The sequence below is a fragment of the Micromonospora sp. DT63 genome (assembly GCF_049841615.1).
GTDB lineage: Bacteria > Actinomycetota > Actinomycetes > Mycobacteriales > Micromonosporaceae > Micromonospora.
Map to the genome: position 1 here is coordinate 450789 of NZ_JBNCKQ010000005.1, position 24607 is coordinate 475395.

Here is a 24607-nt window from a genome sequence, read left to right on the forward strand (position 1 = left end):
CCCGCCCGGCGGGGGGGTTGCGGGGGTTGTCGGGGCCCGGGCGGCCGGGGGGGCCGGTACCCCCCCCCGCCGGCCGGACGGCGGTGAGACAGCTGTCACCGCTGACGGGACGAAGCGGCACGAAGATCATCGTTACGCTCCGGTCATGGACAACGAGGAGCGGTTGCGGCGTACGCGCCGGTGGCTGTGGATCGTGCTGATCGGCCTCTTCCTGAGCGGTGCCACCGCTTTCCCGCTGGAGATCGAGGTGCGCTGGCTGCTGCGCGCGCTGGATCCGCTCGCGGGCCAGGTGCCGGCGCTTGTCGACTGGATCGAGCGGGTCCACACCGGCCTCGTGACGGCGGGGCAGGACTACCCGTTCCTGCTCTACGGCACCGACTGGCTGGCCTTCGCCCACCTGGTGCTGGCGGTGGCGTTCTGGGGGCCGCTGCGTGACCCGGTGCGCAACGTCTGGGTGGTGCAGGTCGGCATGATCGCCTGCGCGGGGATCGTTCCGCTGGCGCTGATCTGCGGCCCGATCCGGGACATCCCCTGGTTCTGGACGCTCATCGACCTGTCCTTCGCGGTCGGGGCGTTCCCGCCGCTCTGGTTCGCCTACCGGCACATCCGGGCCGTCGAGGCGAGCACGGCCGAGGCGGCGGGGTCCCCGGCGACCGCGGGCCGTCCGGTGGCACCGGCGTCCTGAGCCGCCGCCCCAGATCCGGTCGCTGGCGACGACTCCGGCCCGGAGGCCAGCCTCCCTCGCTCCTCCTCCCCCCACGCGTCGCCTACCAGCTGCTGCGCGCTGGTCTCGCCGGCGGCAAGGGCGTCCTTTGCTCTGCTTCACTCCACGCAACACCGCGCGTCCGATAATCGGACAACCGGTGTTGCGTCAGTTGAAGCAGAGCAAAGGACGCGTGCGGGAGGGGCGACGGGGCGCAGCGGTGGCAGGTGAGATCGCTCCGACGGGACCGGTGGGTGGGTACGCAGAAAGGCCCGCCGCACGGGCGACGGGCCTTTCGGGTGACGACTGCCGCTAGTGCGACAGCAGGCGGTGCGCCTCGTGGCCCTCGCGGATCTTGGCCCACGACTTGGGCTCGGCCGGCGGGGCGGCCTTGCGGGCGGCGCTGGCCACGTCGGGCCGGCCCGGAGTGAACAGCCAGGTGGTGAACAGCTCGTCCAGGTCCAGACCGGAGATCCGCTCGGCCAGGGCCTGGAACTCCTCGATGGTGCCGTTGCCGTACCGGTGTTCGGCCGTCCACGCCGGCAGGATCGCGAAGAACGCGTCGTCGCCGACGGCCAGGCGCAGCTGGTGCAGGGTCATCGCGCCCCGGTCGTAGACCGCGTTGTCGAAGACCCGGTCCGCGCCCGGGTCACCGGGCAGCACCTGCCAGAACTCGTCATCGGCCGGGTAGCTGGCGTAGGTGAAGTCGAAGACCTCCTGCGCGGTGCCCTCGTCCTGCTCCTCGGACCAGAGCCACTCGGCGTACGAGGCGAAACCCTCGTTGAGCCAGATGTTGCGCCACTCGGCCACCGAGACCGAGTCGCCGAACCACTGGTGGGCGTTCTCGTGGGCGACCACGTACGTGTTGGCGCCGCGACGCCAGAAGCCCGGGCCGTACACCGGGCGGGTCTGCGTCTCCAGGGCGAAGCCGATGCCGTCCACCGGCCCGGCCACGCCACCTCGCGCCTCGAACGGGTACGGGCCGAAGATCCCGCTCTCCCAGTCGGTGATCTCGCCGGTGCGTTCGATGCTGGCCCGCGCGGCCGGCCCGAGCGCCCCCAGCGAGGTGCTGTACGCGTTGATCACCGGCTGACCGCCCGGCGTGGTGTCGGTGACGATGTCGTACTGACCGATCGCCATGAAGGCCAGGTAGGTGGCGGTGGGGGAGGTGGTCCGCCAGATCCACCGGGTGCGGTTGCCCGCCTCGGCCGCCGGCGGACGAGGTTGCACGCCGTTGCTGATCACCTCGACGCCGGTGGGCACCGAGACCGAGATGTCGAAGGTGGCCTTGTCCAGCGGGTGATCGTTGCTCGGGAACCACCACCACGCCGACTCGGGCTCGTTGACCGCGAGCGCCCCGTCGTCGGTGCGCGTCCAACCGGTGTAGCCGCCGACCAGGGTCTCCGACGGGATGCCGTCGTAGCGCACCACGATGGTGAGCTGCTGGCCCCGGGTGATCGTGCGGGTCGGGGTGACGACCAGCTCGTGCGCGCCCGCCTTGGCCGCGCCGGCCTCCCAGCCGTTGACCCGCACCGACTCGACGTCGAGCAGGAAGTCCAGGTTGAACGTCGAGAGGTCCTGCGTCGCGGTGGCGAGGATCGTGGTGGTGCCGGTGAGCCGGTCGGTGGCCGGGTCGTAGCGCAGCCGGACGTCGTAGTGCGAGACGTCGTAGCCACCGTTGCCGTAGTCGGGGAAGTAGGTGTCGCCCAGGCCGGGAGCGCCGGGTTGCGGCGCGACCGAGACGACGGGCCGGCCCCAGCCCGTCGTGGCGGCCTGGGCGGGTGCGCCGGTGAGCATGGTGCCGGCGGTGGTGAGGGTCAGGGCGGCGGTGGCCGCCGTGAGGACTCGTCGCACGAGGTGGACTCCCTCCATCGGGTGTACGCACCGCCAACCTAATCGACAACTGTGAACGTCGCTGGCCCGGCGCGCGGCGGGCGTGTCACGCGTCGGACGTCGCGAAAGCGCGGGTCGCTACTGTCCCGGTGTCACCGCTGTCCGTTAGGGTTTCGTCCGAACCGGACGGCCGTGGCGTGGGAGGCAGAGCGTGGGCAGGCTCGCGTCGGCGTACGGGCAGGCGGTCACCGCCCACCGGGCGGCCCGCGCACACCTGGATGCCGCCCGGGGCGTGCTCGGCGCGGCGCCGGCTCCGCCGCCGCAGTCGGGCGGGGGTGACCTCGTGGCCCGACTCGCGCGCCTCGGCGGCGCGCTGGCCACCCCCACCCCCGGCGCGACCGCGCTGACCGACGCGCCGGCCGCGGTGCGCATCGGCGAGGCGTCCACTCCGGACGGCGGTTTCCCGGTCCTGCTGCCGCTCGGCGGCGGCCACCACCTGGCACTGGACACCGACGCCCGGGACGGGCGCGTCGCCGCGCTGCTGCGGGCGCTGGTGCTGCGGCTGGTCGCCACCGCTCCGGTCGGTCGGGTCCGGGTCGCCGGCATCGACACCGCCGCGCTGGGTGCCACCTTCGGCCCGCTGCGCCCGCTGCTCGACGCGGGCGTGCTCGACCCGCCGGCCACCAGCGAGTCGGAGGTGGCCGCCCTGCTGACCGCCGCGGAACGGCACGCCCGCGCCGCCCAGCACGCCGAGCCCGCCACCCGGCAGTTGCTGGTGCTGGTCGCCACCGCCGCCCCGCCGCCGCGCGAGCTGGCCCGGCTCGCCGCGCTCACCCACGCCGGTCCGGCCGCCGCCGTCTGCGTGCTCCTCGCCGGCCATCCGTCCCGGCTGCCCGGCGAGACCGCACCGCCGCTGGGCAGCACCACGGCCCTGCGGGTCAGCGAGGGGTACGCGCACGTCGGCGACCCGCCGGGCGTCCCGTTCAGCGCCGACGGCAGCGGCCTCGCCGCCCCGGTGCTGCTCGACGGCGACCCGCCGCCAGCCTCGGTCCGGGCGCTCGCCGAGCACCTCGGCGCCGCCGCCCGCCGCGCCGAGGCGCTGCCGTTCGCCGAACTGCTGCCCGAGCGGCGCTGGGCGGAGTCCGCGGCCAACGGGCTGCGTACCGTCGTCGGCCGGGCCGGCCCCGCGCCGCTGACCGTGGCCTTCGACACTGCGCTGACGGTCGCCTTCGACACTGCGCTGACGGTCGGCTTCGACGACGCCACCCCGCACTGGCTGGTCGGCGGGCGCACCGGCGCCGGCAAGACCGTCTTCCTCCTGGACGTCCTCTACGGGCTCGCCGCGCGCTACTCGCCGGCCGAGTTGCAGCTCTACCTGCTCGACTTCAAGGAGGGCGTCAGCTTCACCGAGTTCGTGCCCACCGGGCGTGACCCGTCCTGGCTGCCGCACGCCCGGGCCGTCGGCATCGAATCCGACCGCGAGTACGGTCTGGCCGTGCTGCGCGAGCTGCGCCGGGAGGCACAGCGCCGGGCCACCGCGCTGAAGCGGCACGGCGTCACCAAGCTCGCCGACCTGCCGCGGGACAGTCCACTGCCGCGCATCGTGGCAGTCATCGACGAATTCCACGTGCTGCTCGCCGGCAACGACGCGCTGGCCCGCGAATCCGTGGACCTGCTGGAGGAGCTTGCCCGCAAGGGCCGCTCGTACGGCATCCACCTGGTGCTGGCCAGTCAGAGCATGACCGGCATCGAGGCGCTCTACGGTCGGGCCGAGGCGATCTTCGGGCAGTTCGCGCTGCGGGTGGCGCTGCCCGGCGGCGGGGGTGTCCTCGACCAGCTCAACGACGCCGCCGCGGCCCTGCCGATCGGCTCCGCAGTGGTCAACAGCGCCGCCGGCGCGGTCGGCGCCGACACTGTGCTGCGCTTCCCCGACGCGCACGCCGCCGCGGCCGACCTCGCCGCGCTGCGCCACGAGCTGTGGCAGGCCCGCCCGCCGGGCTCGCGGGCCCCGGCGGTCTTCAAGGGGTACGAGGCGGCGCGCGTCGAGGACGACCCCACCTTCGCGGGGCTGCGCCCCGGTGGCCGACGCCCCATGGCGCTGGTCGGTCGGACGGTCGACGTGCACGGCACCACCGCGCTGTTCCTGATGGACTCCACCCCCGGCCGGCACCTCGCCGTGGTGGGCACCGCACCGGCCGGCGCGGACGTGCTGCGCGCCGCCGCGCTGAGCCTGGCCCGCCAGCACACCCCCGGCGACGCCCGGTTCCAGCTGGCCTCCCTGGTCGCCGCCGCCGACCCGGTGGCGGCCGAGACCGAGGCCGCGCTGCGGGCCGCCGGTCACCCGGTGCACCGCCTCAACGCGGCCGGGCTGCGCGACCGGATCGCCACGCTGGCCGCCGAGACGGCCGGTCGCGAATACCTGGTGGTGTTCGGGATGGACACCGCAGCCCCGGTCCTCGGCGTGGCCGACCCGGTCACGTTCCGCTCCGGCCTGGACGACCTGCGTACGCTGCTGCGCCACGGCCCCGCCCAGGGCGTGCACCTGCTCGGCTGGTGGCGCGGCCTGCGGCGGCTCTCCGACGACCTCGGCGGCACCCAGAACCGCGACGACGTCGCCTGCCTCGTCGCGCTCAACGTGCCCGGCGCCGAGCTGGCCCTGCACCTCGGGGTGCACGACCTGGCCTACACGCCGCGCGCCGACCGGGCGCTGCTGGTCGACAGGCACGACCAGCGCACCAGGCTGATCGTGCCGTTCGCCCGCGACGGGCACGAACCGCACGGGGAGCGTTGACAGTGTCCTTCGAGGAGTACGCGGCGCTGGCCCGACAGCTCGCCGAGCAGCGCCGCGCCGGCGAGCGGGACGCCGCTGCCGAGTCCGAGCGCCGTCGCGACCTGCACGCCGCCGCCGACTACCTGCACCAGCGGCTGATCGCGCAGGGCCACCGCCTCGACCAGCTCGGCCGCGCGATCGGCATCGACCAGCCACCGGCCGCCCCGACCGCCGCGCCGGGCTCGGCCGCTGACCCCGCCACCTGGCCGGGTCCGCCGCCGTCGACCGGCTCACCCGTCGTGAGCGGATCGGGGGACGGCGGGTCCGCCGGCGCAGCCGGCGTGCCGGGGCAGGCGGGTGTCGGGGCGTACCCCCAAGTGCCGGCGATACCGGCGCGGCTGGCGCTGCCGACGGCGGTGAGCCCGGCGGGCGCCGGGGTGCCGGCGCAGCGGGCGGCGGCGGTCGACCCGGTGGTGGAGCTGGAGCTGGCCCGGCGGATGGCCGACGAGGCCGACCGGCACGGGCAGCAGGCCGAGCTGCTGGCCCAACGGCCGGCGCTGCTGCCGACATGGTCGCCGCTGGCGCGGGCGGTCGCCGTCTACGCTGCATGCGGGGCGGCGGCGGGGGTGCTCATGCTGACCCTCGTGCTCGCCTCCGGGGTCGGCCTGGTCGACGGCTTCACCCTCGGCGCGTGGATCTGTGCGGGGCTGCCGGCGCTGGCGTTCTTCGGCGGTTACCTGGTGCTGGGCCGATGGGGGAGACCCGCAATGGTCGCCGGCACCCCACCGCGCTACCTGCCGCTCGGGTTCCTGATCTGCTTCCTGCTGGTGCCGCTGGGCTACTGCGGCTACCTGCTGCTCTTCCGCGCTCTGCGCTGAACCCCGCACCGCGCGGGGGTTTACGACGCCACTCGTATGTGTCAATGTGGTCAACGACCTGTGGCGGGGTGAGCAGGACACTCACATCCACGTCGGACGACCGCCGCCGGTTCCCTGTGGTAACGGGGGTTCGTGCGCATGTAGGGATGCGAACGGCCCCCGATCCAGTCCTGAATCTGGCGAAGCGATGCCCGCTGCCCTGCGCAGGGGCGCTCGTTTCGTGGCAGACGAGCGGGGAGCCTGCATGTCCTACCCACGTACCAACAAGGTCTTCACGGCCGGAGAACTGCACGACCTGCGCCGGACGGTGGCGATCCGGTCCGAAACGCGCCGTAACCTGGCGGCGGACCCCCTCTACGCCAGCACGTTGCCGCAAGAGGTCAGCATGCAGCTGACGTACCGGTGCAACCTGCGGTGCAACCACTGCTTCCAGTGGAACGAGCAGGGGTTCTTCCACAACTACGACAGCAAGCGCAAGCGCTCCGAGCTCGACCTCGACGTCATCCGGGACGTGCTGGAGACGACCGCGCCCGACGCGGCGAAGGTCTTCCTCTGGGGCGGCGAGCCGCTGATGCACTCCCAGTTCGGCGAGATCGCCAAGCTGCTGGGCGCCGTGCCGCGCGTCGTCAACATGTGCACCAACGGCCTGTTGATGGAGCGCAACGCCGAGCACCTGCTGGCCATCGGGCCACGACTCAACCTGCTGGTCAGCCTGGACGGCTTCGAGCCGGAGCACGAGGCGTTGCGGGGCAAGGGATCGTTCCGGCGCACCATGCGCAACGTCGAGGCGATGCTCGACCTCCAACGGCGCGGCGAGTACCAGGGCGAGTTGTCCGTCGCGTGCATGGTCAGCGAGGACATGGTCGGCCGCATGTACGAGTTCACCGAGTGGGCCGAGCAGACCGGCTTCAACTCGGTCTACTGGCTGCTGCCCTGGTACATCAGCCCGGAGACGGCGTCGGCGATGGACCGGCTCTACGAGGAGTCGTTCTCGTGGCTCAACCCGCCGGAGCCGGGCGACAAGCCGACCTGGCACTCGTACACGTACGCGCTTCCCGAGCAGTACCTGCCGGTGCTGAAGGAGTCGATGGCGCGACTGGCGAGCCGGGTGTGGAATCTGCGGGTGCGCTACCAGCCGCAGGTCGAGCAGGACGAGCTCGACGACTTCATCCGTGGCACCTCCCGCCCGGCCCAGCGGCGCAGCCGCTGCCTGGCGGTGTCCAACCGGATCGAGATCCACGCGGACGGCCGGGTCAGCTCGTGCAAGTTCTTCCCCGAGTTCGTCATCGGCGACCTGGGTGAGCAGTCCATGCAGGAGATCTGGCAGAGCGAGCGGTTCACCAGGGTCCGCGGCATCCTGCGCGACAGCGGCCTCATGCCGGTGTGCTCGAAGTGCATCCTTCTCTACCTGAGCGGGGAGTGAACGCATGGCCGAGGTGGTCGCCCGCATGGCGGGCCTGCTCGCGCGGGTTCTGGAGGATCCGGCGCTGGCCCAGGAGGTGACGGCGGACACGAATCTGCTGCTCGACCTCGGGATCGACTCGCTGCACATGATCACGTTCCTGCTCGCGGTGGAGGAGGAGTTCGACGTCGAGATCGACTTCGAGTCGCTGGACAGCATCCACCTGGAGTCGGTGAAGGCGTTCTGCCATTTCGCCCTCGACGGCGATGGCCGGTGAGGTGAGCGGGACCGTTCACTTCGGCTCGTTCGACGCGGAGGCGGCGTGGCGGCCGAACGATCTCGCCGGGCTGCCCGCCGGCCCGGCGGCGGGTGGCAGCCGGGGACGTCGCGGCATGGACGAGCTGCTGGCGGTCGGGTGCGCCCCGGGTGATCTGCTGCTCACCGCCGAGCCGATGGACGAGACCCTGGTCGAAGCGCTGGCGGCCGCCGGCATCGCGCCACGGCTCGCGGCCGTGCCGGGTCACCAGGACGCCACAGTGGAGGAGCGTCTGGCCGTGGCCGGCGGCACGGCCCTGCCGGGGAAGTCCGGGTGGGCCGCGGCGTTCTACGCCGTCCGGCCGGACACCGCCGTGGCGGTGCACCGACTCGGCCTGCGTGCCACCGTCCCCGCCGTCGAGGTCGTCGCCCGCGTCAACTCCAAGGTCTGGTCGAACGACCTGGTCCGGGACGCCGGCCTGCCCGGCGGCGCCGTCCTGGCCACCACGCCCGCGCAGGTACGGCGGCTGGTGCAGGACGCGCCGGACGACGTCGTGCTCAAGGACCCGTACGGGGTCGCCGGCCGGGGCGCCCTGCGGGTCGCCAACCCCCGGGTGCTGGACACCGTCGTCCGGCACCTGGAGCGGCAGGTCGCGCGCGGGGCCCGGGTGGAACTGCTGGTGCAACCCCTCTTCGAGGAGGCGTCCAGCTTCTCCACCCACCTGGAGGTCGACCCGGGCGGCGCGGTGCGGTGGCGGGGCCTCCAGCACGTCGACAACGCCGAGTTCGCCTACCGCGGCTCCGGCCCGCTCCCCGCGGATCAGCACGCGAACCTCGACACCACCGCGCATCGCGAGGTGATCGCGCGGGTCGGGACGGCGCTCGCGGCCGAGGGCTACACCGGGCCCGTCTGCGTCGACGGACTGCGGCTGCGCGACGGCACCGTCGTACCGGTGCTGGAGGTCAACGCCCGACGATCGATGGGCCTGCTGAACCTCCACCTCGACCGGCGGGCCCGGGCGGTCGGCCTGCGCTCCTGGCTGCGCTGCCGTACGACGCCGGTGCGCCCCGGCGACACGGTGGCCAGGCTGGTGTCCGCCCTGGACGAGGCGAAGCTGCTGTTTCGCGGCGACGGTCCCGGAGTGCTGCCGCTGGCCTCGGGGACGCTCACCCCGCCGCGTGGACGGCTCTTTCTCGCCGTGTTCGCCCCGGACGACGAGGCCCGGGTGGCCCTCGAAGCGCAGGTGGGTGACCTGCTCGTCACGACGGCCGGCGCCCCGAGTCTCGTCACCTGACTCCCGACGATCGGAGCAACGATGGCGATTGTGCTGCTGACGTCGGGCGCCACGCTCGGCACCCACGTACCGGCCCTCATCCTGGCCGGTCGGTTGCGCGCCCTCGGGATCGAGGTGCGCGTGGAGGTGTTCGAGCGGCTGCTGCGACCCGACGAGCTCGACCGGCTGAGGGCCGCCAAGCTGGCCTTCAGAGGAAACTTCAAGCTCGCGGTGGCCGCCCAGCGCATGGTGCGGGATCAGATGCCGGCGCTCGACGACGCCGCTGTCGATGAGCTGCTGCACCGGTGGCGGGCCGCGGACGTGGACCAGGTGGTGATCTTCTCCGGCTTCTGGGTGCCGGTCGTCGAGCGGTACGAGGCGCTCACCTCCCGAACGCCCCGGGTCGACATCTGTCACCTTGACGCCGCGCCGACCGCCTCGTTCAACCTCTTCCGGGCGCGTACGGAGCGTTTCCGGCACGTGTGGATGTTCGACGCCGAGCGGGGCACCGCGCCGACGAGCATCCGCGTCGGCGACGAGGACCCGGTGCCGTGGCAGCTGCGGGAGCGCCGCCTGCTGGCGCACGGCGGCGGCTGGGGGCTGGGCACCTACCGGGACCGTGCGGCGGATCTCGCCCGGGCGGGGTTGCTTGTCGACGTGGTGACCCACGATCCGTCCGACGTGTCCGCCCTGCCCTCCGGCTGCCGGGCGTTCATGATCGACCCGAAGTGGGAGGCCTGGCAGGACGGCGGCTTCCCACCGTTCGGCGAGATCCTTCCCGACGGCACCGTGCGCTATCGACGGGGTGCGGCGTACCACGACTCGTTCGATCTCGCCCGACACCGCGTCGCCATGCTCTGCAAGACCGGCGGGGGCACTCTGATCGACTCGCTCTGGTCGGCCACGCCGATCGTGCTGCTGGCGCCCTTCGGCGCGCACGAACAGGTCAACGCCGACCTGTGGCGTCGGCTGGGCTACGGCGTCACCGAGCAGGAGTGGCGCGACAGCGGATACTCCCTCGACCTGCTGGAGACCCTGCACCGCAACCTGCTGACCGCCCGCGAGGGGACCGCCGACTACGCCGCCGACCTGGCGGCGCGAGCCGTGCAGACCGAGGTACCGGGGTGAGCGCCGTCCCCGCCCCGGTCACTGTGGTCGTCGGGTCGGACGGGTTCATCGGCGCCAGTCTGTGCCGCGCGCTCGAACGCCGTCGCCGGCCTCCGCAGCGGTTGACCCGGCCCCGCAACGCTGTTGAGGAACACCGCTACGCCGACACGATCAGGCGGGCGGACCTGGTCTTCTGGGCGGCCGGCACGGTCACGCCGAAGAGGGCCGTCAGCCAGCCCGAACTCGTCGAGCTGGACCAGCGTGCCCTCGCCGCCGCACTGGAGGCGTGCAAGCTGGGCGCCCGTCGTCCGACCTTCGTCCTGCTGGGATCCGGCGGCACGGCGTACCGGCCGGATGTGCCGTCGCCGGTGGACGAGACCGGCCCACTCGGCCCGGACAGCGTCTACGGCCGGGCGAAGCTGGCCCAGGAGCAGGCCGTGCGCGAGGCCGCCGACCATCTCCGGCCGGTCGTGCTGCGGCCGTCCAACGTGTACGGGCCCGGCCAGCGCGCCGAGGGTGGGCTCGGCGTGGTGTCGCACTGGCTGGAGGCCGCGGCCGCGCATCGGCCGTTGCAGGTGTTCGGCGACCCGGCCACCCGCCGCGACTACGTCTACGTCGACGACGTCGTGGCCGCCCTGCTGGCGGTGTGGGACCGTCACCTGGACCGCGACACCCGCGACGCGCTCGACGGCGCAGTCCTCAACGTCGGCGCCGGCCGTCCCACCTCCCTCGCCGAGCTGCTGGAGGTGGTGTCGGCGACCGTCGGCCGGCGGTTGACGATCCGGTACGCGGACCGCCGGGCGTTCGACAGGCGCGACATCTGGCTCGACGTCCGGCGCGCGTCGGCGTTGCTGGACTGGCGTCCCGTCACCGACCTGCGCACCGGGGTGGCGCGTACGTGGGCGGCGCTGGCCGGCCCGAACCGCTGACGCCTGCCCGACGACTCTGAGCCTCAGGACTGGCTGGCCGGCTCGGGTGTGAAGTCACGCATCTTTCGCAGCGGCGAGAAGTAGACCCACAGCCCGGAGGCCCAGACGCCGAGAGCGGCGATCACCAGGGTCTCGCGGACGCCGAGCCAGGTGCCCAGCACACCACCGAGGACCGCGCCGATCGGCAGGGCGCCCCACACGATCCAGCGGACCCCGGCGGTGAGGCGGCCGAGCAGTTCCGGCGGGCACATCTGCTGCCGGTAGCTGATCTGGGCCGCGTTGTAGATCGCGCAGAGCGCGGCGAAGCCGGTCATGCCGACGGTGTAGAACGCGACCCGCCAGCCCGGCTCGGCCAGCGGCACGAGCAGCATCGTCCAGCCGAGCCCGAGCAGGGAGACCCAGATGACGCGGGCGGTGCCGATCCGGCGAGCCAGCTTGCCGGAGGCGAGGCCGCCGGCGATGCCGCCGGCCGTGCCCAGCGCCAGTTGCACGGCCACCTCGGCCGGCGTCAGCTTGAGGACCCGGACCAGGTAGATGACCGAGAGGGCGTAGATCACCTGGCTGAACACGTTCAGGGTGCCGCTGGCGGCGACGATCTTGCGTAGCACCGCGTGCCGGAAGGCGAAGGCCAGGCCGGCCGAGATCTCCTCCCGCAGCCGCGGCCGGGGCCCCTCGGGTGCTGTCACCTCCGGCTCCGAGCGCCGGATCAGCAACAGCGAGACGGCGCTCACCGCGAACGAGGCGGCGTCGATGAGGACCGTCCGCGCCGCGCCGAAGACCGCGACGAGTCCTCCGCCGAGCCCGATGCCCGCGACCTGGGCGACCGAGTACGTGGTGCTGAGTTTGCCGTTCGCGTCCAGCAGCTGGTCGGAGCGCACCACCGCCGGCAGGTAGCACTGGTAGGCCACCTCGAAGAAGACCGAGCAGACGCTGCACAGGGCCGCCACCAGCCACAACTGCGCCATGGTGAGCTCACCGGCGAAGAACGCCAGCGGGATGGTGCCCATCGCGAGGGCCCGCAGCAGGTTGCAGAACACCATCAGCCGCCGCTTGCGCATCCGGTCGACGATCACCCCGGCCGGCAGCGCGACGAGCAGGTACGCCGCCATCCCAGCGGCCTGCAGCAGGCTCACCGAGAACGTGGACGCGTTCAGCACGGACACCGCGATGAGCGGGACGGCGAGGGTGGACACCGCCGACCCGGTCTCGCTGAGGGTCTGACCGGTCCACAGCGTCATGAAGTCGCGGTGACGCCACAGGCTCGGCGTGACCGCCGGGGTGGTGGGCGGCGCGGTAGTGGTCATCCGGCTGCCTCCGCGTGCGCGCCGACCAGCTCCATCAGGTCGTCGCGCATGGCGACGAGCAGAGCCTCCAGCTCCGCGCGTTGGTAGCCCTCGCGGATCACCCGGACGGTCAGCCGGACCGTCGTGTCGGCGTTGGCCATCAGGTAGAAGCCGGGCCCGGTCGAGCGGATCGGCACGTGCCACTCGATCCGCGATTCCTGGATCGTCTCCGGCGGCTGCACCACCATGGGGGGCAGCAGGAAGGTGAAGTGGTACCCCGGGTCGAGCGGGCCGCCCTCCCGTTCGGCGTCCTCGCGGATCCGCGCCACCGCGTCCGGGTCGTAGACCCCGTGCTTGAGGGCCCGCATGTTCCGTACGTACAGGGCGCGCGCGGTGTGCGCGAACACCTCGTCCGGTTCCGGCGTGGCCAGCAGCGGCACCCACTGGTTCATGGACGTGACGAGCGACGTGACCGCCGGGTCGAACCGGTTGGACGACATGGGGTAGAGCAGGACCGGCGTGCCGGTGGTGCCCGTCGCGATGATCGCCCGGCAGTACGCGGTCAGCAGCACCCCAGCGACGGTGACGCCGATGCCGCGGGCCGCCTGGCGGAGGATGGGCTCGGGGATGCCGGTGTGCATCGTCGCCCGGAGCACCGGCCCGGGTGCGGGAGGCGTCCGCCGGGGCGCCGCCGACAGCACCTTGCGCCAGTACGACTCCGCGGCGAGCAGTCTGGCGTCCAGGTCGCCGGACCGTTGCCGCGTCGCGAGGTCGGCCGGCTGCGGGGCCGGCGGCAGCGTCTCCCCGGCCAGCAGGGCGTAGAAGTCCCGTTCCATGGTGTTGATGCCCGCGCCGTCGGCCGCCATGTGGTGGATGACCACCAACAGTTCACGGGGGCGTCCGTCGTTCTCGGTCAGCCACACCCGCCACGGCAGGTCGGTGGTGAGCGTGAACGCCCGCTGGATCTCCTCGGTCTCGATCCGGGACATCCCCGTCTCGCCGTCGGGCTGTCGTACCGCGGCGACCACGTCGTCGGGGGAATCGACAGCGACGCGCTGGCGCGGATCTGCCCGGTCCTCGACGTCGAACGTCGTGCGCAGCGAGGCGTGCCGCATGCCGAGCGCGCCGACCGCGCGCCAGACGTCCACGGCGGTCACATTTTCCGGCAACGACCAGGAAAAGCAGAGGTTGCCCTCCCACCACTTCTCCGGATGCATTCTTTCGATGTCCCGCCAGACCGATAGTTGGCCGAGGGTCATCGGGTAGGTCGTCTCCGGGGTCACACCTGTCCTTCCCGAGCGGGAACGGTTGCGCTGCCGATGAGCGTGTGCCGCGATGCGACACACGCTCATCGGGACGAAAGATAATTGGTTGCGTCAGCCGGCCGAGTTGTTCTTCATCACGACACCTCCCGAAGAATGCGGTTGTCGGAAGTGAGGCCGTGGCCCTGCGCCGTGCTTAGGGGTGCATGACGCGCCACCGTCGGATGACGGATGGAATCACCATTCAGTAGTCCGACCAGCGATCGACCGAGCTGGTGCGACAGTTGTCCACGCCCTGATCCGGATGCTCTTCGCGGCAGGAACCGCGGCATCCGGCAGCGAAAATGAACGACTGCCGTCCTATTCGGAGCATTCGCTGGCGAAAAACTATCAGTGATGGCCATGGAGCCGCGCACAGGCGAATGCAGTAAAAGGCCGATTCCCCCGGATACGTGGCCCCGCCTCGGTTAGCAGGACTCCCACAGCATTCCGGCCGTCTATGCCGGTGTCAACCCTCGCATTGATGGATCTTGCTGCCTTGACCACTGTGGCCGCCGTGATTACGGTCGGGGCGGCGGGCGTGTCCACAGCGCCCGCCACACGGGGGAGCGCATGGGTGGGACAGGTCCTTCCGGGCCGCCGGTGTCGGCTGGCTCGACATGATCAATCCTGGGCACGCCGTGGTCGTCGGGGCGGGAATCGCCGGCACGGCCGTCGGTCTCTTCCTGCGCCGGATCGGGTGGCGCGTGACCGTCATCGAGGCCCGGCCGCCGCGCGAGCGACAGCTCGGGTCGCACCTGAGCCTGGCCGACAACGGCCGCACCGTGCTGCGCGACCTGGGCCTGCTCGCCACTGTCGACGCCGCCGGCACGCCCACCGACCGCATCTCCTTCCACGACCACCGGGGACGGGAGATCGGCAGCAACAACCAGGTGAGCACGCTGATCCGCCGGGACCGGCTCGGTGAGGTGCTGCGCGAGGCAGCCCGTCGCGCCGGCGTCCGCGTCGTCGAGGGTGAGCGGGTCGTCGGACTGCGCGACGACGGGCACGACCCGGTCGCCGCTACCCTCGCCGACGGATCGAGTCACGGCGGTGACCTGCTGATCGGTGCCGACGGGGTCCACTCGCACACGCGTCGGACGATGTTCCCCGAGCATCCGCCCGCCCGGTTCACCGGAGTGCTCGACGGCGGCGGCTCGGCCCCGCGGGTCGACGGGATCGCACCGGACGGAGTGCTGCGCCTGACGTTCGGCGTCAACGCGTTCTTCGGCTACCAGGCGTTGCCGGACGGCGAGGTCGTCTGGTTCCAGAGCCTGCTCACCGGGGAGGGGGAGGTGGTGGCGGGGCCACGTGCTGATCCGATGGGCCGGTGGCGGCAGCGCCTCGTCGAGTTGCACGGCTCGGACCATCCGCCGATCCCCGCCATCATCGACGCGAGCACCGGCCCGATCATCCGGTGGCCGGTGCACGACCTCGTCCCGCCCGAGCGGTGGAGCCGCGGCCGGATGTGCCTGGTCGGCGACGCGGCGCACGCGATGCCGCCGCACGACGGGCAGAGCAGTTCCATGGCGCTGGAAGACGCACTGGTGCTGGCCCGGTGTCTCGCCGCGGCGGACGACGTCGGTGACGCCTTCGGGCGCTTCCAACAACTGCGTGAGTCACGGGTGGCGACGGTCGCCGGGCTCGCCCGTCGTACCGGCAGCCTGAAGTTTCCGACCGGCGCCCGCGAGCGGCGGGCGCGTGACGCCGTGCTGGCGATGTTCATGAGGGCCGGCGTGGCCGCCTCCGAGGACGTCAGCCGGTACCGCCTGCAATGGCCGACGGACTCGGCCGACCCAGCTCCGTCAGCTCCTGATCGAGCAGGTCGGCCAGCCGCTCGAACCGGTCCGGGCGATCCTCCCGCGTGATTCCCCGGCTGGGCATCTCGACGGTCATCAACAGGTACAGGTGCAGGCGGTAGAGGCTGAGCCGCCGCAGAGTGGACTCGTCGAAGACCACCGGATCGGCCGAGGCGGCGCGGTAGCCGCGCAGGAACGGGTGGTCGGGGTCGTCCTCCACCCGGCGGTACAGCAGGGGTGACACGAGGTCCAGCAGCGGATCGCCGAACAGGAACCGCTCGCCGTCCACGATCCCGCGCAGGCGCAGGGCACCGGCCGGGTCGGGTTCGGCCAGCACGTTGCCGTCCCAGCCGTCGAAGTGCAGCAGCGCCGGCCGGCGTACCTGGTCCAGGACCCCGGCGTACCGCTCGGGCAGCTCCCGGATCCGCGCCGGCGAGGTGGGCAGCCGCACGTCCCAGTCCGCCGCGTCGGCGAGCAGGTCGTCGAGCATGGCGGCGAAGGCCGCACGCCACGTCGGGCCGCTCGCCCGGTCGCCGCCGTACCCGTAGTGGTCGCCGGTCACCCGGTGCAGCGCGGCGATCGCGACGCCGAAGTCGTAGCGGGCCGGGCCGTCGTCGAGCTGCTGCTCGCCCTCGGCCCATTCCCGCAGCGACCGTCCGGGCAGCAGGCCGGTGACCAGCCACTCGCCGAGGTCCGGATCGGTGCCGTGGTGCAGCAGCGGCGGTACGGGCACCTGCGGCGCGCGCGCGGCGACGAGGCGGAAGTACCGGGCTTCGGCGGCGGCGAGGCCCTGCTCGTAGCGCAGCAGCGGCGCGTCGGGTGGTGGTGCCACCTTCAACACGACCTCGCGCCCGTCGTCGAGCGCCACCCACCACACCGTCGCGAAACCGCCGCCGAGGATCGGCCCGCAGTCCACGACCCGGCGGTTCGCCCCGAAGGACGCCGCGACGAAACGTTGCACCTGATCGTGGTCCAGTGGCCGCTGGGTGCGGCTGAGCCCTTCCACCCCGTGGTCCCTTCCTCCCCGACCGTGACGCCCGACAGAGTGCCAGAGTCGTCGGTGAATTGTCGTCCTGAGTGTCCGGTGGCGACGGTTCCTAGCCGCCCGCCTGCTGCCCCGCGTGTTCGGCGGCGTGCGCCGCCGCCGCGAGGACGTCGTCCCGTTCCCGGTCGGTGCAGCCCTCGTCCTCCAGCAGGCCGATCAGCAGCACCGTCCGGGCGACGATGACCGGCGCGTCGTCGGGCACCGGGGGGCGTTCACCGAGCGCTGCCCACACCAACGCCTCGGCCAGCGCCGGCTCCACGTCGCGCCCGGTGACGTCGTAGCGTTCCCGCGCGGACGCCACGAACCGAATCACCGGCGCCCGGTCCTGCCCGGCGACGAACCGCCGCCGCACCGCCACCAGCAATGCCCCGGCGAGCAGGTCCGCGTACCGCCGCCAGTCCGCCTCGGTGAACCGCCGCAGCCGCCGTTCGTGCCCGCGCAGCCGTCCCGCCAGAAGGCCGCGCAGCGCCGCGTGCGGATCGGTCACCATCGTGTCTCCCTGATTCTCCGTCGACGTCTCCTGGTCACCAGGGCGCTCGCCAGGCGGCAGCCGTGTGCGATCTCCCCGGCGGTGGCGGTCCTCCTGGTCACGGTCGGTGCGGCGGCCAGCTCGCCGGTCAACGCCGCCACCGAGCGCTCGATGCGGCAGCCGCCGATCGCCAGCCGGGTGACGACCAGGTCCAACCGGGTGATGGCCGCCGCGAAGTGCCGGGCCGCGACCGCGTCCGCCACGATGTGGGTACGCCGGAGCCGGTCCTCGGCCGCCGCCAACCGCCACCGCGTACGGGCGGCCAGCGCGGCGGCCTGGTCGGCGTCGACCCGAGCTGCACGCAGTCCGGCGAGCACCTCACCCGCCGACGCGGTCACCGCCGATGCCCGATCAGCAGCCAGGCCGGCGTACACCAGACCGAGCGCCCGCCAACACTCGGTGACCGCGTCCTGCCAGGGCAACCTTCGGCCGGGTGGCCCCGCGCCGTGCAGGTGCGCACCAGCCCGGTCGGCGGCGGCGATCGTGGCCAACCACGCGTCGCGCAGATCGTCCACCGGGCCGCCGAAGTGCGCCAGCCGGGCCCGCGCGGCCCGCTGCTCGTCGCACGGGCCGGGCCGTCCGCAGCTGCGGCAGATCCCGGTGTACGCCTCCGTCACGTGCTCGGCGATCCTCGCCCTCGCTTCGACGACCCGCTGGCTGGCGTACGTGTACAGATCATCCCCGTTCACCGGCGGCCTCGGTGGTTCACTGCTCGGCCTCGGCGGTGGCCTTGACCAGGCGGGCGAAGAGCACGTCGGTGCACGGGTAGTCCCTGCCACAGCCGCAGACCCACCTGCGCACCACGCGCGGTGGATGGGCGAAGAGGGTGTCGTCGGCGTCCTCGACGTCCTGCTCGGACACGAGACGCTGGGCTGGAGGGTGTCGGGAGGGCGGGTCGATGGGCTGGTTGTCGGGTCGATCGGGCATCGGGTGCTCCCGTCCGGTCGTCTCCTTGCTGGTCAGGACGTTGCTCGGGCGGTACGTGCTGCCCAGTGGCGGTGCGATGGGGGCGGCGGTGCGGCGGTGCGTGTGGCGGTGCGTGTGGGGCGGCGTGCGGGCACGCCCCGGCACGCCCGGCCGGACGGGGGGACCGGCCGACCGGGCGCTTCCTGCGCGGTGGGGAAAGAACCAACTCCGGGTTTGCAGACCTGGGAGCCGGTCGTTTGGAGCTTTACACAACTAGTCACGGATAGCAAGCACGACAACACGTTACTTGTCATGGGTAGTTGGGCGTGATCGAATGGCGGGGCAGACCTGGGAGTCCATATGCCCGTCAAACCGAAGTGGGAACAGCTCGCGGATCACATCCGGGGCCAGATCGAGTCGGGAGAACTCGCGCCGGGGGACCAGTTGCCGTCCACGGTGCAGCTCAAGACTCAGCACGGCGTCTCGACGACCGTGGTTCGGCAGGCCATCTTGGTCCTGCAGACCCAGGGTTGGGTGCAGGGCGTGCACGGTCTCGGCGTGTTCGTCGCCGATCGCTGACCGTTCGACGCCCCCGGCTCGGTGAGCCCGGCGAGATCTTGGACAGTTTCCGTGCTCTGCTAACGGAAACTGTCCAAGATCTGGAGACTCCGGCCGGGTGCCTCGGCCATTCCTTGATCACTTGATGCGTACCAGTTGTCGAGGGTCGGCCCGGACTGGGCAGCATCAAGTGATCTTCGCCAGAGGGCAGCGCGGACATCCCGCACATCATGGTGGGGCGATCGAGCGGTCGCGCTGGTTGCGCGGATCTCGTACGCTCCCTTGTGGTCTCCGCCGGTGCGGTGGTGGAGGCGATGGTCGACCAGGGGGAGGGTGCGCGTGAGCGCAGCGCAGATCATCGCGAGGTTGGCGGCGGCGTCACAGAAGCTCGATGAGGCGAAGGCCAAGACCGCGGCGGCAGCACAGGACGCAGCCGAGGCGCGATCCCTGGTCGCCGGTGCGCTGGAGGGTGTCGCCGCCGGGCCGTTGGTCGGCATGATCGACGCGTACCGTCAGGCGCTGGCGCAGGCGTCCCAGGGTGGCGAACCGGCCAAGCAGCACGTCCAGGAGACGATCGCCAAGGTCCGCGCCCTGGGAAATTGACCGCGGGTGGTGGTCGCACAACCCACCGGCCACCCGCCACGGCCGGCGTGAGGCGCGAGGCCGAGAAGAACGCGAGGCTTGGATCCGACCGTTGGCGGTTCAGCGGGTGATGCGGACCTCGCCCTCGAAGCGCGGGTAGTCGCACACGTCCTGGCCGCACAGCTCGAAGCCGCTGGTGGCAAGTGCCACGCCCCGGTTGAAGGCGAAGCCGCCTTAGACGTACACCGCGCTGACGTGGATCAATGGATCGTCGAGTCTTCCGGGGACGTCCGTTCGATGATGATGACCGGGATCTCGCGGTCGGTCCCCTGCTGGTAGCGGGCGTACGTCGGGAAGACCTTCGTCATCACCGGCCACAGGCGGGCGCGTTCCTCGGTGGTCGCCGTTCGCGCGTGGGCGGCGAACCGTTCCGCCCCGACCTGGATCTCGACCCTCGGGTCGGCGCTCAGGTTCAGATACCAGGCCGGGTGCCGGGAGGCACCTCCGTTGGACGCGACCAGCAGGTAGTTGTCGCCGTCGCGCCCGTACATCAGCGCGGTGCGGCGCAGGGCGCCCGACCGGCGTCCGCGCGTGGTGAGCAGCAATGAGGGAATTCCGTGGAAGGTGCCGCCGTCGGCGCCGTCGGTCTCGACGTACCGCCGGACGTGGCTGGCGACCCAGCCGACCGGGCTGTCCTCGATCGTCTCGTGCTGCTCCTGCGCGGTCATCGCTTCGCCTCCTTCATCGGGCCTGCCCCCCCGGGGGGTGAGGGTGGGCCGCGTTGTGATGCCGGTGAGTCATCAAGATGACTCACCGGCATCAGGCTTTCACGGGACCAGGCCTCCCGTCGCGTGGGGCCGAGACCCGACGTGCGGTCAGTCGCGCGAGCGGGGCAGGCAGCACTTCTTGTACTTCGCGCCCGACCCGCACCAGCAGGCGTCGTTGCGGCCGGGCGGCCAGGCCGTCAGGCCCACCTCGTCGAGGCTGTCGGCGTACTCGTCGAGGGCTTCCTCGTCGACGGGCTCCTCGCCGGCGAACGCGGCCAGGCCCTCGACGGTGCCGGCGACGACGCCCAGGTCCGCGCCGCCCAGCCCGGCGGCGTCGGCGAGCGCGCGTTCGATCTGGGTGCGGTGCTCGTCCCACGTCTTCGGGTAGCTGTCGACAAGCGCGGGCCAGCGCGTCAGCAACGCGGTGAACTCGGCCTCCGGCCAGTACAGCAGCGTCGCGGGGCCGTCGTCGAGGGCGTCGAGGGCGTGGGTGCTCGCGGCGCGCAGCCGGTCGGCGAGGTTGTCGTACTCGTCGTGGGGGAGGCCCATCTCCTCGCGGAGGGTGTGCCGCCGCTGGGCCAGCCCGTAGATCATGGCCGCGGCCTCGTCCTGCGCGTCCTCGGACTCGTGCTGCTGGGTCCGGGTGCGTTCCAGGATCGTGTCGAGTGCCCCGGTCAGCCATTGCAGCGCCAGGTCGGCGTGGCCGGCCTCGGCCAGCTCGTCGACCAGGTACGTGGCGTTGGGGTTGGTCTCCAGCAGCGGACGCAGCTCGGTCAGCTCGGCCATGCCCTCGTCGGAGCGGCCGAGGCGCAGCAGCAGGCCGCCGCGCACCGCTCGGGCGTACGCGTCCTCGTCGGGCTGTTCGGCGATGACGCGGGTGGCCAGCGCGAGCGCGTCGGCCAGGTCACCTGCCTGATCGAGGATGTCCGCGGCGACGAGCAGCGCGTACCCGATGTCGTCGGGGTCGGCGAGGCGTCCCTCGTCGACGGCGCTCACCAGCTCGGCGACCAGCGCCGCCGGGTCCGGGCTCTTGACGCCCAGGGCGCCGATCTCCTCGATGCGGTCGGTGGTCAGCAGTTCGGGCATCGGCTCATCCTGAAAACGACAAAGGGAGCGGCCAGCGTACCCCCGAAGCACGCCGGAGCCCGGGCGGTGAACCGCCCGGGCTCCGACGTGCCAGCGAACCTCAGCGGGTCGCGGGCATGGTGGCGAACTCGCCGGCTAGCTCGGACTCGACGATCGTCGCGGTGGACGGCCGGCGGCCGGCCGACGCCCGCCGGGCGGACGGGACGGCCAGGGCCGCGAGCGCGGCGGCCAGGGCGATCGCGGTGAGGACGAGAAACCCCATCGTGAAGCCGGCTTCCCGGGGCAGGCCGCTGGCCTGCGGGTGGGCGGTGATCACGCCGCTGACCACTGCGGCGCCGATCGCGCCGCCGATGGTACGGATGTTGGCGTTCATGCCGGTCGCCACGCCGGTCTGGCTGGCGGGCACGCTGCCGACGATCAGGTTGGCCATCGACGCGAACGCCAGGCCGATGCCGAGACCGACCAGCCCACCGGCGATGGCGACCTCCCAGCGGGTGTCGTGCGCGGCGGCCAGCATCGCGGAGGCGGCCACGTTGAACGCGGCGCCGGTGGCGAGCTGTGCCTTGGCGCTGAAAACGGCCTGGAGCCGGCCGGCGACGAGACCGGCGACGAACATCGCGACGAGCATCGGCAGCATGAGCAGACCGGCCTGGCTGATGCTGGCGCCGAAGCCGTAGCCGGCGGCGGTCGGGGTCTGCACGAACTGGGGAAGGAACGCGTACACGGAGAACATCGACGCGCCGTAGAGCAGGGCTACCAGGTTGGTGGTCCACACGCCGGGCAGGCGCATCATCCGCATGTCGATCAGCGGGTTGGACGAGCGCACCTCGGCGACGAGCCAGCCGATCAGCAGCACCACGGCGAGCACCAGCAGGCCGAGCACCCGGGTGGAGGTCCAGCCCCAGGCCGCGCCCTGACTGATCGGCAGCAGCAGCGCGACCAGCCAGCCGGAGAGCAGCACCGTGGCACGCCAGTCGATCCGACCGGGCGTCCGCACCGGCGACTCGGGCACGAACCGGTACGCGGCGACCGCGGTCAGCCCGACCACGACCATCGGGATCCAGAACAGCCAGCGGTAGTCCAGCGCGGCCACGATCGGGCCGGCGAGCACGACGCCGAGGCCACCGCCAGCGGCGACGATCGCCGAGATGGCGGCGACGGCGCTGGAGACCCGCGCGGCGGGGAACTCGTCGCGGATGATGCCGAACGACAGCGGGAAGACCGCGCCGCCGATGCCCTGCACGACCCGGGCGACGATGAGCACGCCGATGTTCGGCGCGATGGCGGCCACCAGGCAGCCGAGGGCGAGGGCGGCGAGCGAGACGACGAGCATCCGCTCCTTGCCGACCATGTCGCCGACGCGTCCGAGGATCGGCGTGAAGATCGACGCGGAGAGCAGGTAGGCGGTCAGGACCCAGGTCACGGTGTTCTGCGAGGTGTGCAGGTCCTGCTGGATGGTCGGCAGCACCGGGGTGATCAACGACTGGAGCATCGCGAAGAATCCGGCGCCGGCCGCGAGCACGGTGAAGGTGAGCCGACGCGAGCTGCGTCGGGATGTCACTGACACGAGAGAAAACTCCTGATGTGGTACGGAAGGAGGTTTGTCGCCCGTCGTCGGAGGCGGGCAGGTCTGTCGGGTCCGGGCGATCGGGTGGCCAGGCGGATCGGGCGGGTCCCGAGGTAAGCTAACCGGAGGCTGCCCTCCGGCATTTCCGGAGGGGTGCCTCCACTAAGCTAGCGGAGGGGTGCCTCCGGATGCAACCGAGGTGAGGTGACGCACGTCATGACCAGCGCGGGGCAGACGCCCGAGGTCTTCGCGCAGCGGCCCAAGCGGGCCGACGCGCGACGCAACTACGACGCCCTGGTCACCGCGGCGCGCGAGGCGTTCGCCGAGAACGGCGCGGCCGCCTCCCTGGAGGACGTGGCCCGTCGGGCCGGCGTCGGCATCGGCACCCTCTACCGCAACTTCCCGACCCGCCGGCACCTGTTCGAGGCCGTCTACGTCGAGGAGGTCCGCGCGCTGAGCAACTCCGCCGCCGACCTGGCCGAGCTGCCTCCGTGGGACGCCCTGGTCGCGTGGCTGCACCGCTTCGTCGCGTACGTCGCCACGAAGCGGGCGCTCGCCGAGCAGTTGCTGCACGACTCGGAGATCTTCGCCAGTTGCCGGACGGAGATCTACGCCGCCGGCGAGCCGTTGATGCGCCGCGCGCAGGCCGCCGGCGTGGTCCGCGACGACATCGGCTTCGACGACGTGGTGCGCCTGATCAGCGGCCTCACGATGGCCCAGTTCCCCGCACCCGAGCAGCGGGACCGCGTGCTCGGCGTGGCCCTCGACGGGTTGCGCGCGACCGCTCGCTGAGCACCCGTTCAGCACCCGCCGCGCCGTCCGCGTGACCCCGTTCTCGCGCGGATCGTCGCCCGGTGTCAGCCATCCGCGCGTGCACGTGGAACACCGCCGCCGTCGCTGGCCGTCGTTGGCCGTCGCTGCGGCGTGGTCGGCGGGTGTCCGGTGTGGAGCGAGAACGAATTGCCGCTTTGTGCCTTCGGTGGGACAACGGGTTACCCGCGCGTAACAAGTGATTGACGTTTCTAAATTGTTGCGGGCATGATCGTCGCACGGTCGACCGGACACCCCCACCCACCTGCCCGCTTCGCCGGGTGCCTCCCCCCGGAGGTGCAGCCATGCTGCTCCGAAAGACCGTCCTCGTCGTGTCCCTGGCCACCGCCGCGTTGCTGGCGTCCGCCGGCACCGCGACCGCCGCCACCCCCGCCACCCCTGCTTCCACCGCCCCGGCTCCCACCGCCGCCTTCGCGGCCGCTGCCGCGGCCAACCCGGTCATCGTGGTCGGCGGCCTCAGCGGCGTCGCCGTGGCGTACGAGCCCATCGCCGCCCGGCTGCGCGCCGACGGCTACCGCACCTTCATCTACCAGCTGCCCGGGTTGGGCCTCGGTGACATCCCCGCCTCGGCCCGCGCGTTCGCCGGCTTCGTGGAGCAGGTGCGCGCCAGCACCGGCGCGGCGACAGTCGACCTCGTCGCCCACTCCGAGGGCGGCCTGGTCAGCCGTTACTACCTCAAGCGCCTGGGCGGCGCCGCCAGCGTCGGCCGGTACGTCAGTCTGGGCACACCCCAGTACGGCACGTACGTCGCCAACATCGTGGCGTTTCTCGGCCTTGGCAGCTGCGCCGGCGTCGTGGCCTGCCAACAGATGACCATCGGTTCGGCGTTTCTCGCCGACCTGAACGCCGGGGACGACACCCCGGGGTCGGTGCGCTACACCACTGTTCGCACACTCCAGGACGAGCTGGTGCGTCCGACCGGCAACGCCGCCGTCAACGACGGGGCGACGAACGTCCTCATCCAGGCGTACTGCCCGCTGCGGGTGGTCGGGCACCTCGGCCTGGTGCTCGACGGGACCGCGTACACCATCGTGCGCGGCGCCCTGACCGACGGCCCGGTGCGACCCAACTGCCTCGCGGTCTGAACGCCGTGCGGGTGGTCCCGGCCGGGACCACCCCCACGGCCGTGGCGCGCCCTGCTCAGCAACCCTGGCTAACCGCCGCCAACACGACGGCGGTGATCCCCACCACGGCCCCCGCCA

23 protein-coding genes are annotated in these 24607 nt (G+C 72.3%); 13 read left to right on the forward strand and 10 right to left on the reverse strand.

Features of this window, described 5'->3' with window-relative positions; translation table 11 throughout:
• Nucleotides 1-145 precede the first annotated feature (145 nt).
• Nucleotides 146-685, forward strand: a complete 540-nt coding sequence (locus ACLQ27_RS21160) for a hypothetical protein (RefSeq protein ID WP_357499042.1) — start codon at nucleotides 146-148, stop codon at nucleotides 683-685.
• A gap of 330 nt (nucleotides 686-1015) precedes the next feature.
• Here the strand turns inward: ACLQ27_RS21160 and ACLQ27_RS21165 are convergent, their stop codons facing one another.
• Nucleotides 1016-2557, reverse strand: a complete 1542-nt coding sequence (locus ACLQ27_RS21165; RefSeq protein ID WP_425868253.1) for a M1 family metallopeptidase — start codon at nucleotides 2555-2557, stop codon at nucleotides 1016-1018.
• 190 nt (nucleotides 2558-2747) lie between these two features.
• Here ACLQ27_RS21165 and ACLQ27_RS21170 point away from each other — a divergent pair, with 190 nt between their 5' ends.
• From ACLQ27_RS21170 to ACLQ27_RS21200, 7 genes are all read left to right on the forward strand, one after another.
• A complete protein-coding gene (locus ACLQ27_RS21170) occupies nucleotides 2748-5327 on the forward strand; it encodes an FtsK/SpoIIIE domain-containing protein (RefSeq protein ID WP_425868255.1) in 2580 nt (859 codons plus the stop codon).
• Between the two features lie 2 nt (nucleotides 5328-5329).
• Nucleotides 5330-6184, forward strand: a complete 855-nt coding sequence (locus ACLQ27_RS21175; protein ID WP_425868257.1) for a hypothetical protein — start codon at nucleotides 5330-5332, stop codon at nucleotides 6182-6184.
• Nucleotides 6185-6428: 244 nt separating this feature from the next.
• Nucleotides 6429-7607 carry a radical SAM protein gene (locus ACLQ27_RS21180; protein WP_234589438.1) on the forward strand — a complete coding sequence of 393 codons (1179 nt, stop codon included), beginning with the start codon at nucleotides 6429-6431 and terminating at the stop codon, nucleotides 7605-7607.
• A 4-nt stretch (nucleotides 7608-7611) separates the two neighbouring features.
• The gene (locus ACLQ27_RS21185) at nucleotides 7612-7863 is read left to right on the forward strand and encodes an acyl carrier protein (protein WP_234589435.1); all 252 of its coding nucleotides are present in this window, start codon (nucleotides 7612-7614) and stop codon (nucleotides 7861-7863) included.
• Between the two features lies 1 nt (nucleotide 7864).
• Nucleotides 7865-9136: a hypothetical protein gene (locus ACLQ27_RS21190; RefSeq protein ID WP_425868259.1), complete on the forward strand. Its 1272-nt coding sequence runs from the start codon at nucleotides 7865-7867 to the stop codon at nucleotides 9134-9136.
• Between the two features lie 21 nt (nucleotides 9137-9157).
• Nucleotides 9158-10243, forward strand: coding sequence for a hypothetical protein (locus ACLQ27_RS21195; protein ID WP_425868260.1), 1086 nt, complete (start codon nucleotides 9158-9160; stop codon nucleotides 10241-10243).
• On the forward strand, nucleotides 10240-11151 hold the full coding sequence (locus tag ACLQ27_RS21200) for an NAD-dependent epimerase/dehydratase family protein (protein WP_357575973.1): 912 nt from the start codon (nucleotides 10240-10242) through the stop codon (nucleotides 11149-11151). The genes ACLQ27_RS21195 and ACLQ27_RS21200 overlap by 4 nt, the downstream gene beginning before the upstream one ends.
• A gap of 23 nt (nucleotides 11152-11174) precedes the next feature.
• Here ACLQ27_RS21200 and ACLQ27_RS21205 read toward each other — a convergent pair whose 3' ends face one another.
• Together ACLQ27_RS21205 and ACLQ27_RS21210 are read right to left on the reverse strand one after the other, a co-directional pair.
• Complete coding sequence (locus ACLQ27_RS21205; protein ID WP_357499057.1) at nucleotides 11175-12455, reverse strand: MFS transporter; 1281 nt, start codon at nucleotides 12453-12455, stop codon at nucleotides 11175-11177.
• A complete protein-coding gene (locus ACLQ27_RS21210; protein ID WP_357575974.1) occupies nucleotides 12452-13717 on the reverse strand; it encodes a condensation domain-containing protein in 1266 nt (421 codons plus the stop codon). Before ACLQ27_RS21210 ends, ACLQ27_RS21205 begins: the two co-directional genes overlap by 4 nt.
• 638 nt (nucleotides 13718-14355) lie before the next feature.
• Between ACLQ27_RS21210 and ACLQ27_RS21215 the strand changes: the two genes are divergently transcribed.
• Nucleotides 14356-15603 carry an FAD-dependent monooxygenase gene (locus ACLQ27_RS21215; protein ID WP_357575975.1) on the forward strand — a complete coding sequence of 416 codons (1248 nt, stop codon included), beginning with the start codon at nucleotides 14356-14358 and terminating at the stop codon, nucleotides 15601-15603.
• Here ACLQ27_RS21215 and ACLQ27_RS21220 read toward each other — a convergent pair.
• From ACLQ27_RS21220 to ACLQ27_RS21235, 4 genes are all read right to left on the reverse strand, one after another.
• Entirely contained in the window at nucleotides 15491-16540 is a 1050-nt protein-coding gene (locus ACLQ27_RS21220) for a phosphotransferase family protein (protein ID WP_357575976.1), read from the reverse strand. The two genes, ACLQ27_RS21215 and ACLQ27_RS21220, sit on opposite strands and share 113 nt — an antisense overlap.
• A 91-nt stretch (nucleotides 16541-16631) precedes the next feature.
• Nucleotides 16632-17069: a hypothetical protein gene (locus tag ACLQ27_RS21225; RefSeq protein ID WP_425868264.1), complete on the reverse strand. Its 438-nt coding sequence runs from the start codon at nucleotides 17067-17069 to the stop codon at nucleotides 16632-16634.
• Nucleotides 17063-17797, reverse strand: a complete 735-nt coding sequence (locus ACLQ27_RS21230; protein ID WP_357499067.1) for a hypothetical protein — start codon at nucleotides 17795-17797, stop codon at nucleotides 17063-17065. The genes ACLQ27_RS21225 and ACLQ27_RS21230 overlap by 7 nt, the downstream gene beginning before the upstream one ends.
• Nucleotides 17798-17813: 16 nt before the next feature.
• The gene (locus ACLQ27_RS21235) at nucleotides 17814-18035 is read right to left on the reverse strand and encodes a hypothetical protein (RefSeq protein ID WP_357499069.1); all 222 of its coding nucleotides are present in this window, start codon (nucleotides 18033-18035) and stop codon (nucleotides 17814-17816) included.
• A gap of 339 nt (nucleotides 18036-18374) precedes the next feature.
• Here ACLQ27_RS21235 and ACLQ27_RS21240 point away from each other — a divergent pair, with 339 nt between their 5' ends.
• Together ACLQ27_RS21240 and ACLQ27_RS21245 are read left to right on the forward strand one after the other, a co-directional pair.
• Entirely contained in the window at nucleotides 18375-18593 is a 219-nt protein-coding gene (locus ACLQ27_RS21240) for a winged helix-turn-helix domain-containing protein (protein WP_354861024.1), read from the forward strand.
• 318 nt (nucleotides 18594-18911) lie between these two features.
• Nucleotides 18912-19175: a DUF6244 family protein gene (locus ACLQ27_RS21245; protein WP_007462863.1), complete on the forward strand. Its 264-nt coding sequence runs from the start codon at nucleotides 18912-18914 to the stop codon at nucleotides 19173-19175.
• Nucleotides 19176-19414: 239 nt separating this feature from the next.
• On the opposite strand, the gene ACLQ27_RS21250 is transcribed toward ACLQ27_RS21245, so the two are convergent.
• From ACLQ27_RS21250 to ACLQ27_RS21260, 3 genes are all read right to left on the reverse strand, one after another.
• On the reverse strand, nucleotides 19415-19882 hold the full coding sequence (locus tag ACLQ27_RS21250; RefSeq protein WP_425868267.1) for a nitroreductase family deazaflavin-dependent oxidoreductase: 468 nt from the start codon (nucleotides 19880-19882) through the stop codon (nucleotides 19415-19417).
• Nucleotides 19883-20029: 147 nt separating this feature from the next.
• A complete protein-coding gene (locus tag ACLQ27_RS21255) occupies nucleotides 20030-21007 on the reverse strand; it encodes an SEC-C domain-containing protein (protein ID WP_425868269.1) in 978 nt (325 codons plus the stop codon).
• 100 nt (nucleotides 21008-21107) lie between these two features.
• Nucleotides 21108-22574, reverse strand: a complete 1467-nt coding sequence (locus ACLQ27_RS21260; RefSeq protein ID WP_425868270.1) for an MFS transporter — start codon at nucleotides 22572-22574, stop codon at nucleotides 21108-21110.
• Between the two features lie 216 nt (nucleotides 22575-22790).
• On the opposite strand from ACLQ27_RS21260, the gene ACLQ27_RS21265 reads away from it, so the two are divergent.
• Entirely contained in the window at nucleotides 22791-23366 is a 576-nt protein-coding gene (locus tag ACLQ27_RS21265; RefSeq protein WP_234589402.1) for a TetR/AcrR family transcriptional regulator, read from the forward strand.
• A 323-nt stretch (nucleotides 23367-23689) separates the two neighbouring features.
• Nucleotides 23690-24490: an esterase/lipase family protein gene (locus ACLQ27_RS21270; RefSeq protein WP_425868273.1), complete on the forward strand. Its 801-nt coding sequence runs from the start codon at nucleotides 23690-23692 to the stop codon at nucleotides 24488-24490.
• Nucleotides 24491-24607 lie beyond the last annotated feature (117 nt).

Bases quoted from the DNA above. Each gene is read 5' to 3' on its own strand.
- ACLQ27_RS21235 (WP_357499069.1), bottom strand. From the start codon at position 18,035: ATGCCCGATCGACCCGACAACCAGCCCATCGACCCGCCCTCCCGACAC.
- ACLQ27_RS21270 (WP_425868273.1), top strand. From the start codon at position 23,690: ATGCTGCTCCGAAAGACCGTCCTCGTCGTGTCCCTGGCCACCGCCGCG.
- ACLQ27_RS21215 (WP_357575975.1), top strand. From the start codon at position 14,356: ATGATCAATCCTGGGCACGCCGTGGTCGTCGGGGCGGGAATCGCCGGC.
- ACLQ27_RS21185 (WP_234589435.1), top strand. From the start codon at position 7,612: ATGGCCGAGGTGGTCGCCCGCATGGCGGGCCTGCTCGCGCGGGTTCTG.
- ACLQ27_RS21240 (WP_354861024.1), top strand. From the start codon at position 18,375: ATGCCCGTCAAACCGAAGTGGGAACAGCTCGCGGATCACATCCGGGGC.
- ACLQ27_RS21265 (WP_234589402.1), top strand. From the start codon at position 22,791: ATGACCAGCGCGGGGCAGACGCCCGAGGTCTTCGCGCAGCGGCCCAAG.
- ACLQ27_RS21195 (WP_425868260.1), top strand. From the start codon at position 9,158: ATGGCGATTGTGCTGCTGACGTCGGGCGCCACGCTCGGCACCCACGTA.
- ACLQ27_RS21160 (WP_357499042.1), top strand. From the start codon at position 146: ATGGACAACGAGGAGCGGTTGCGGCGTACGCGCCGGTGGCTGTGGATC.
- ACLQ27_RS21250 (WP_425868267.1), bottom strand. From the start codon at position 19,882: ATGACCGCGCAGGAGCAGCACGAGACGATCGAGGACAGCCCGGTCGGC.
- ACLQ27_RS21180 (WP_234589438.1), top strand. From the start codon at position 6,429: ATGTCCTACCCACGTACCAACAAGGTCTTCACGGCCGGAGAACTGCAC.
- ACLQ27_RS21205 (WP_357499057.1), bottom strand. From the start codon at position 12,455: ATGACCACTACCGCGCCGCCCACCACCCCGGCGGTCACGCCGAGCCTG.
- ACLQ27_RS21255 (WP_425868269.1), bottom strand. From the start codon at position 21,007: ATGCCCGAACTGCTGACCACCGACCGCATCGAGGAGATCGGCGCCCTG.
- ACLQ27_RS21225 (WP_425868264.1), bottom strand. From the start codon at position 17,069: ATGGTGACCGATCCGCACGCGGCGCTGCGCGGCCTTCTGGCGGGACGG.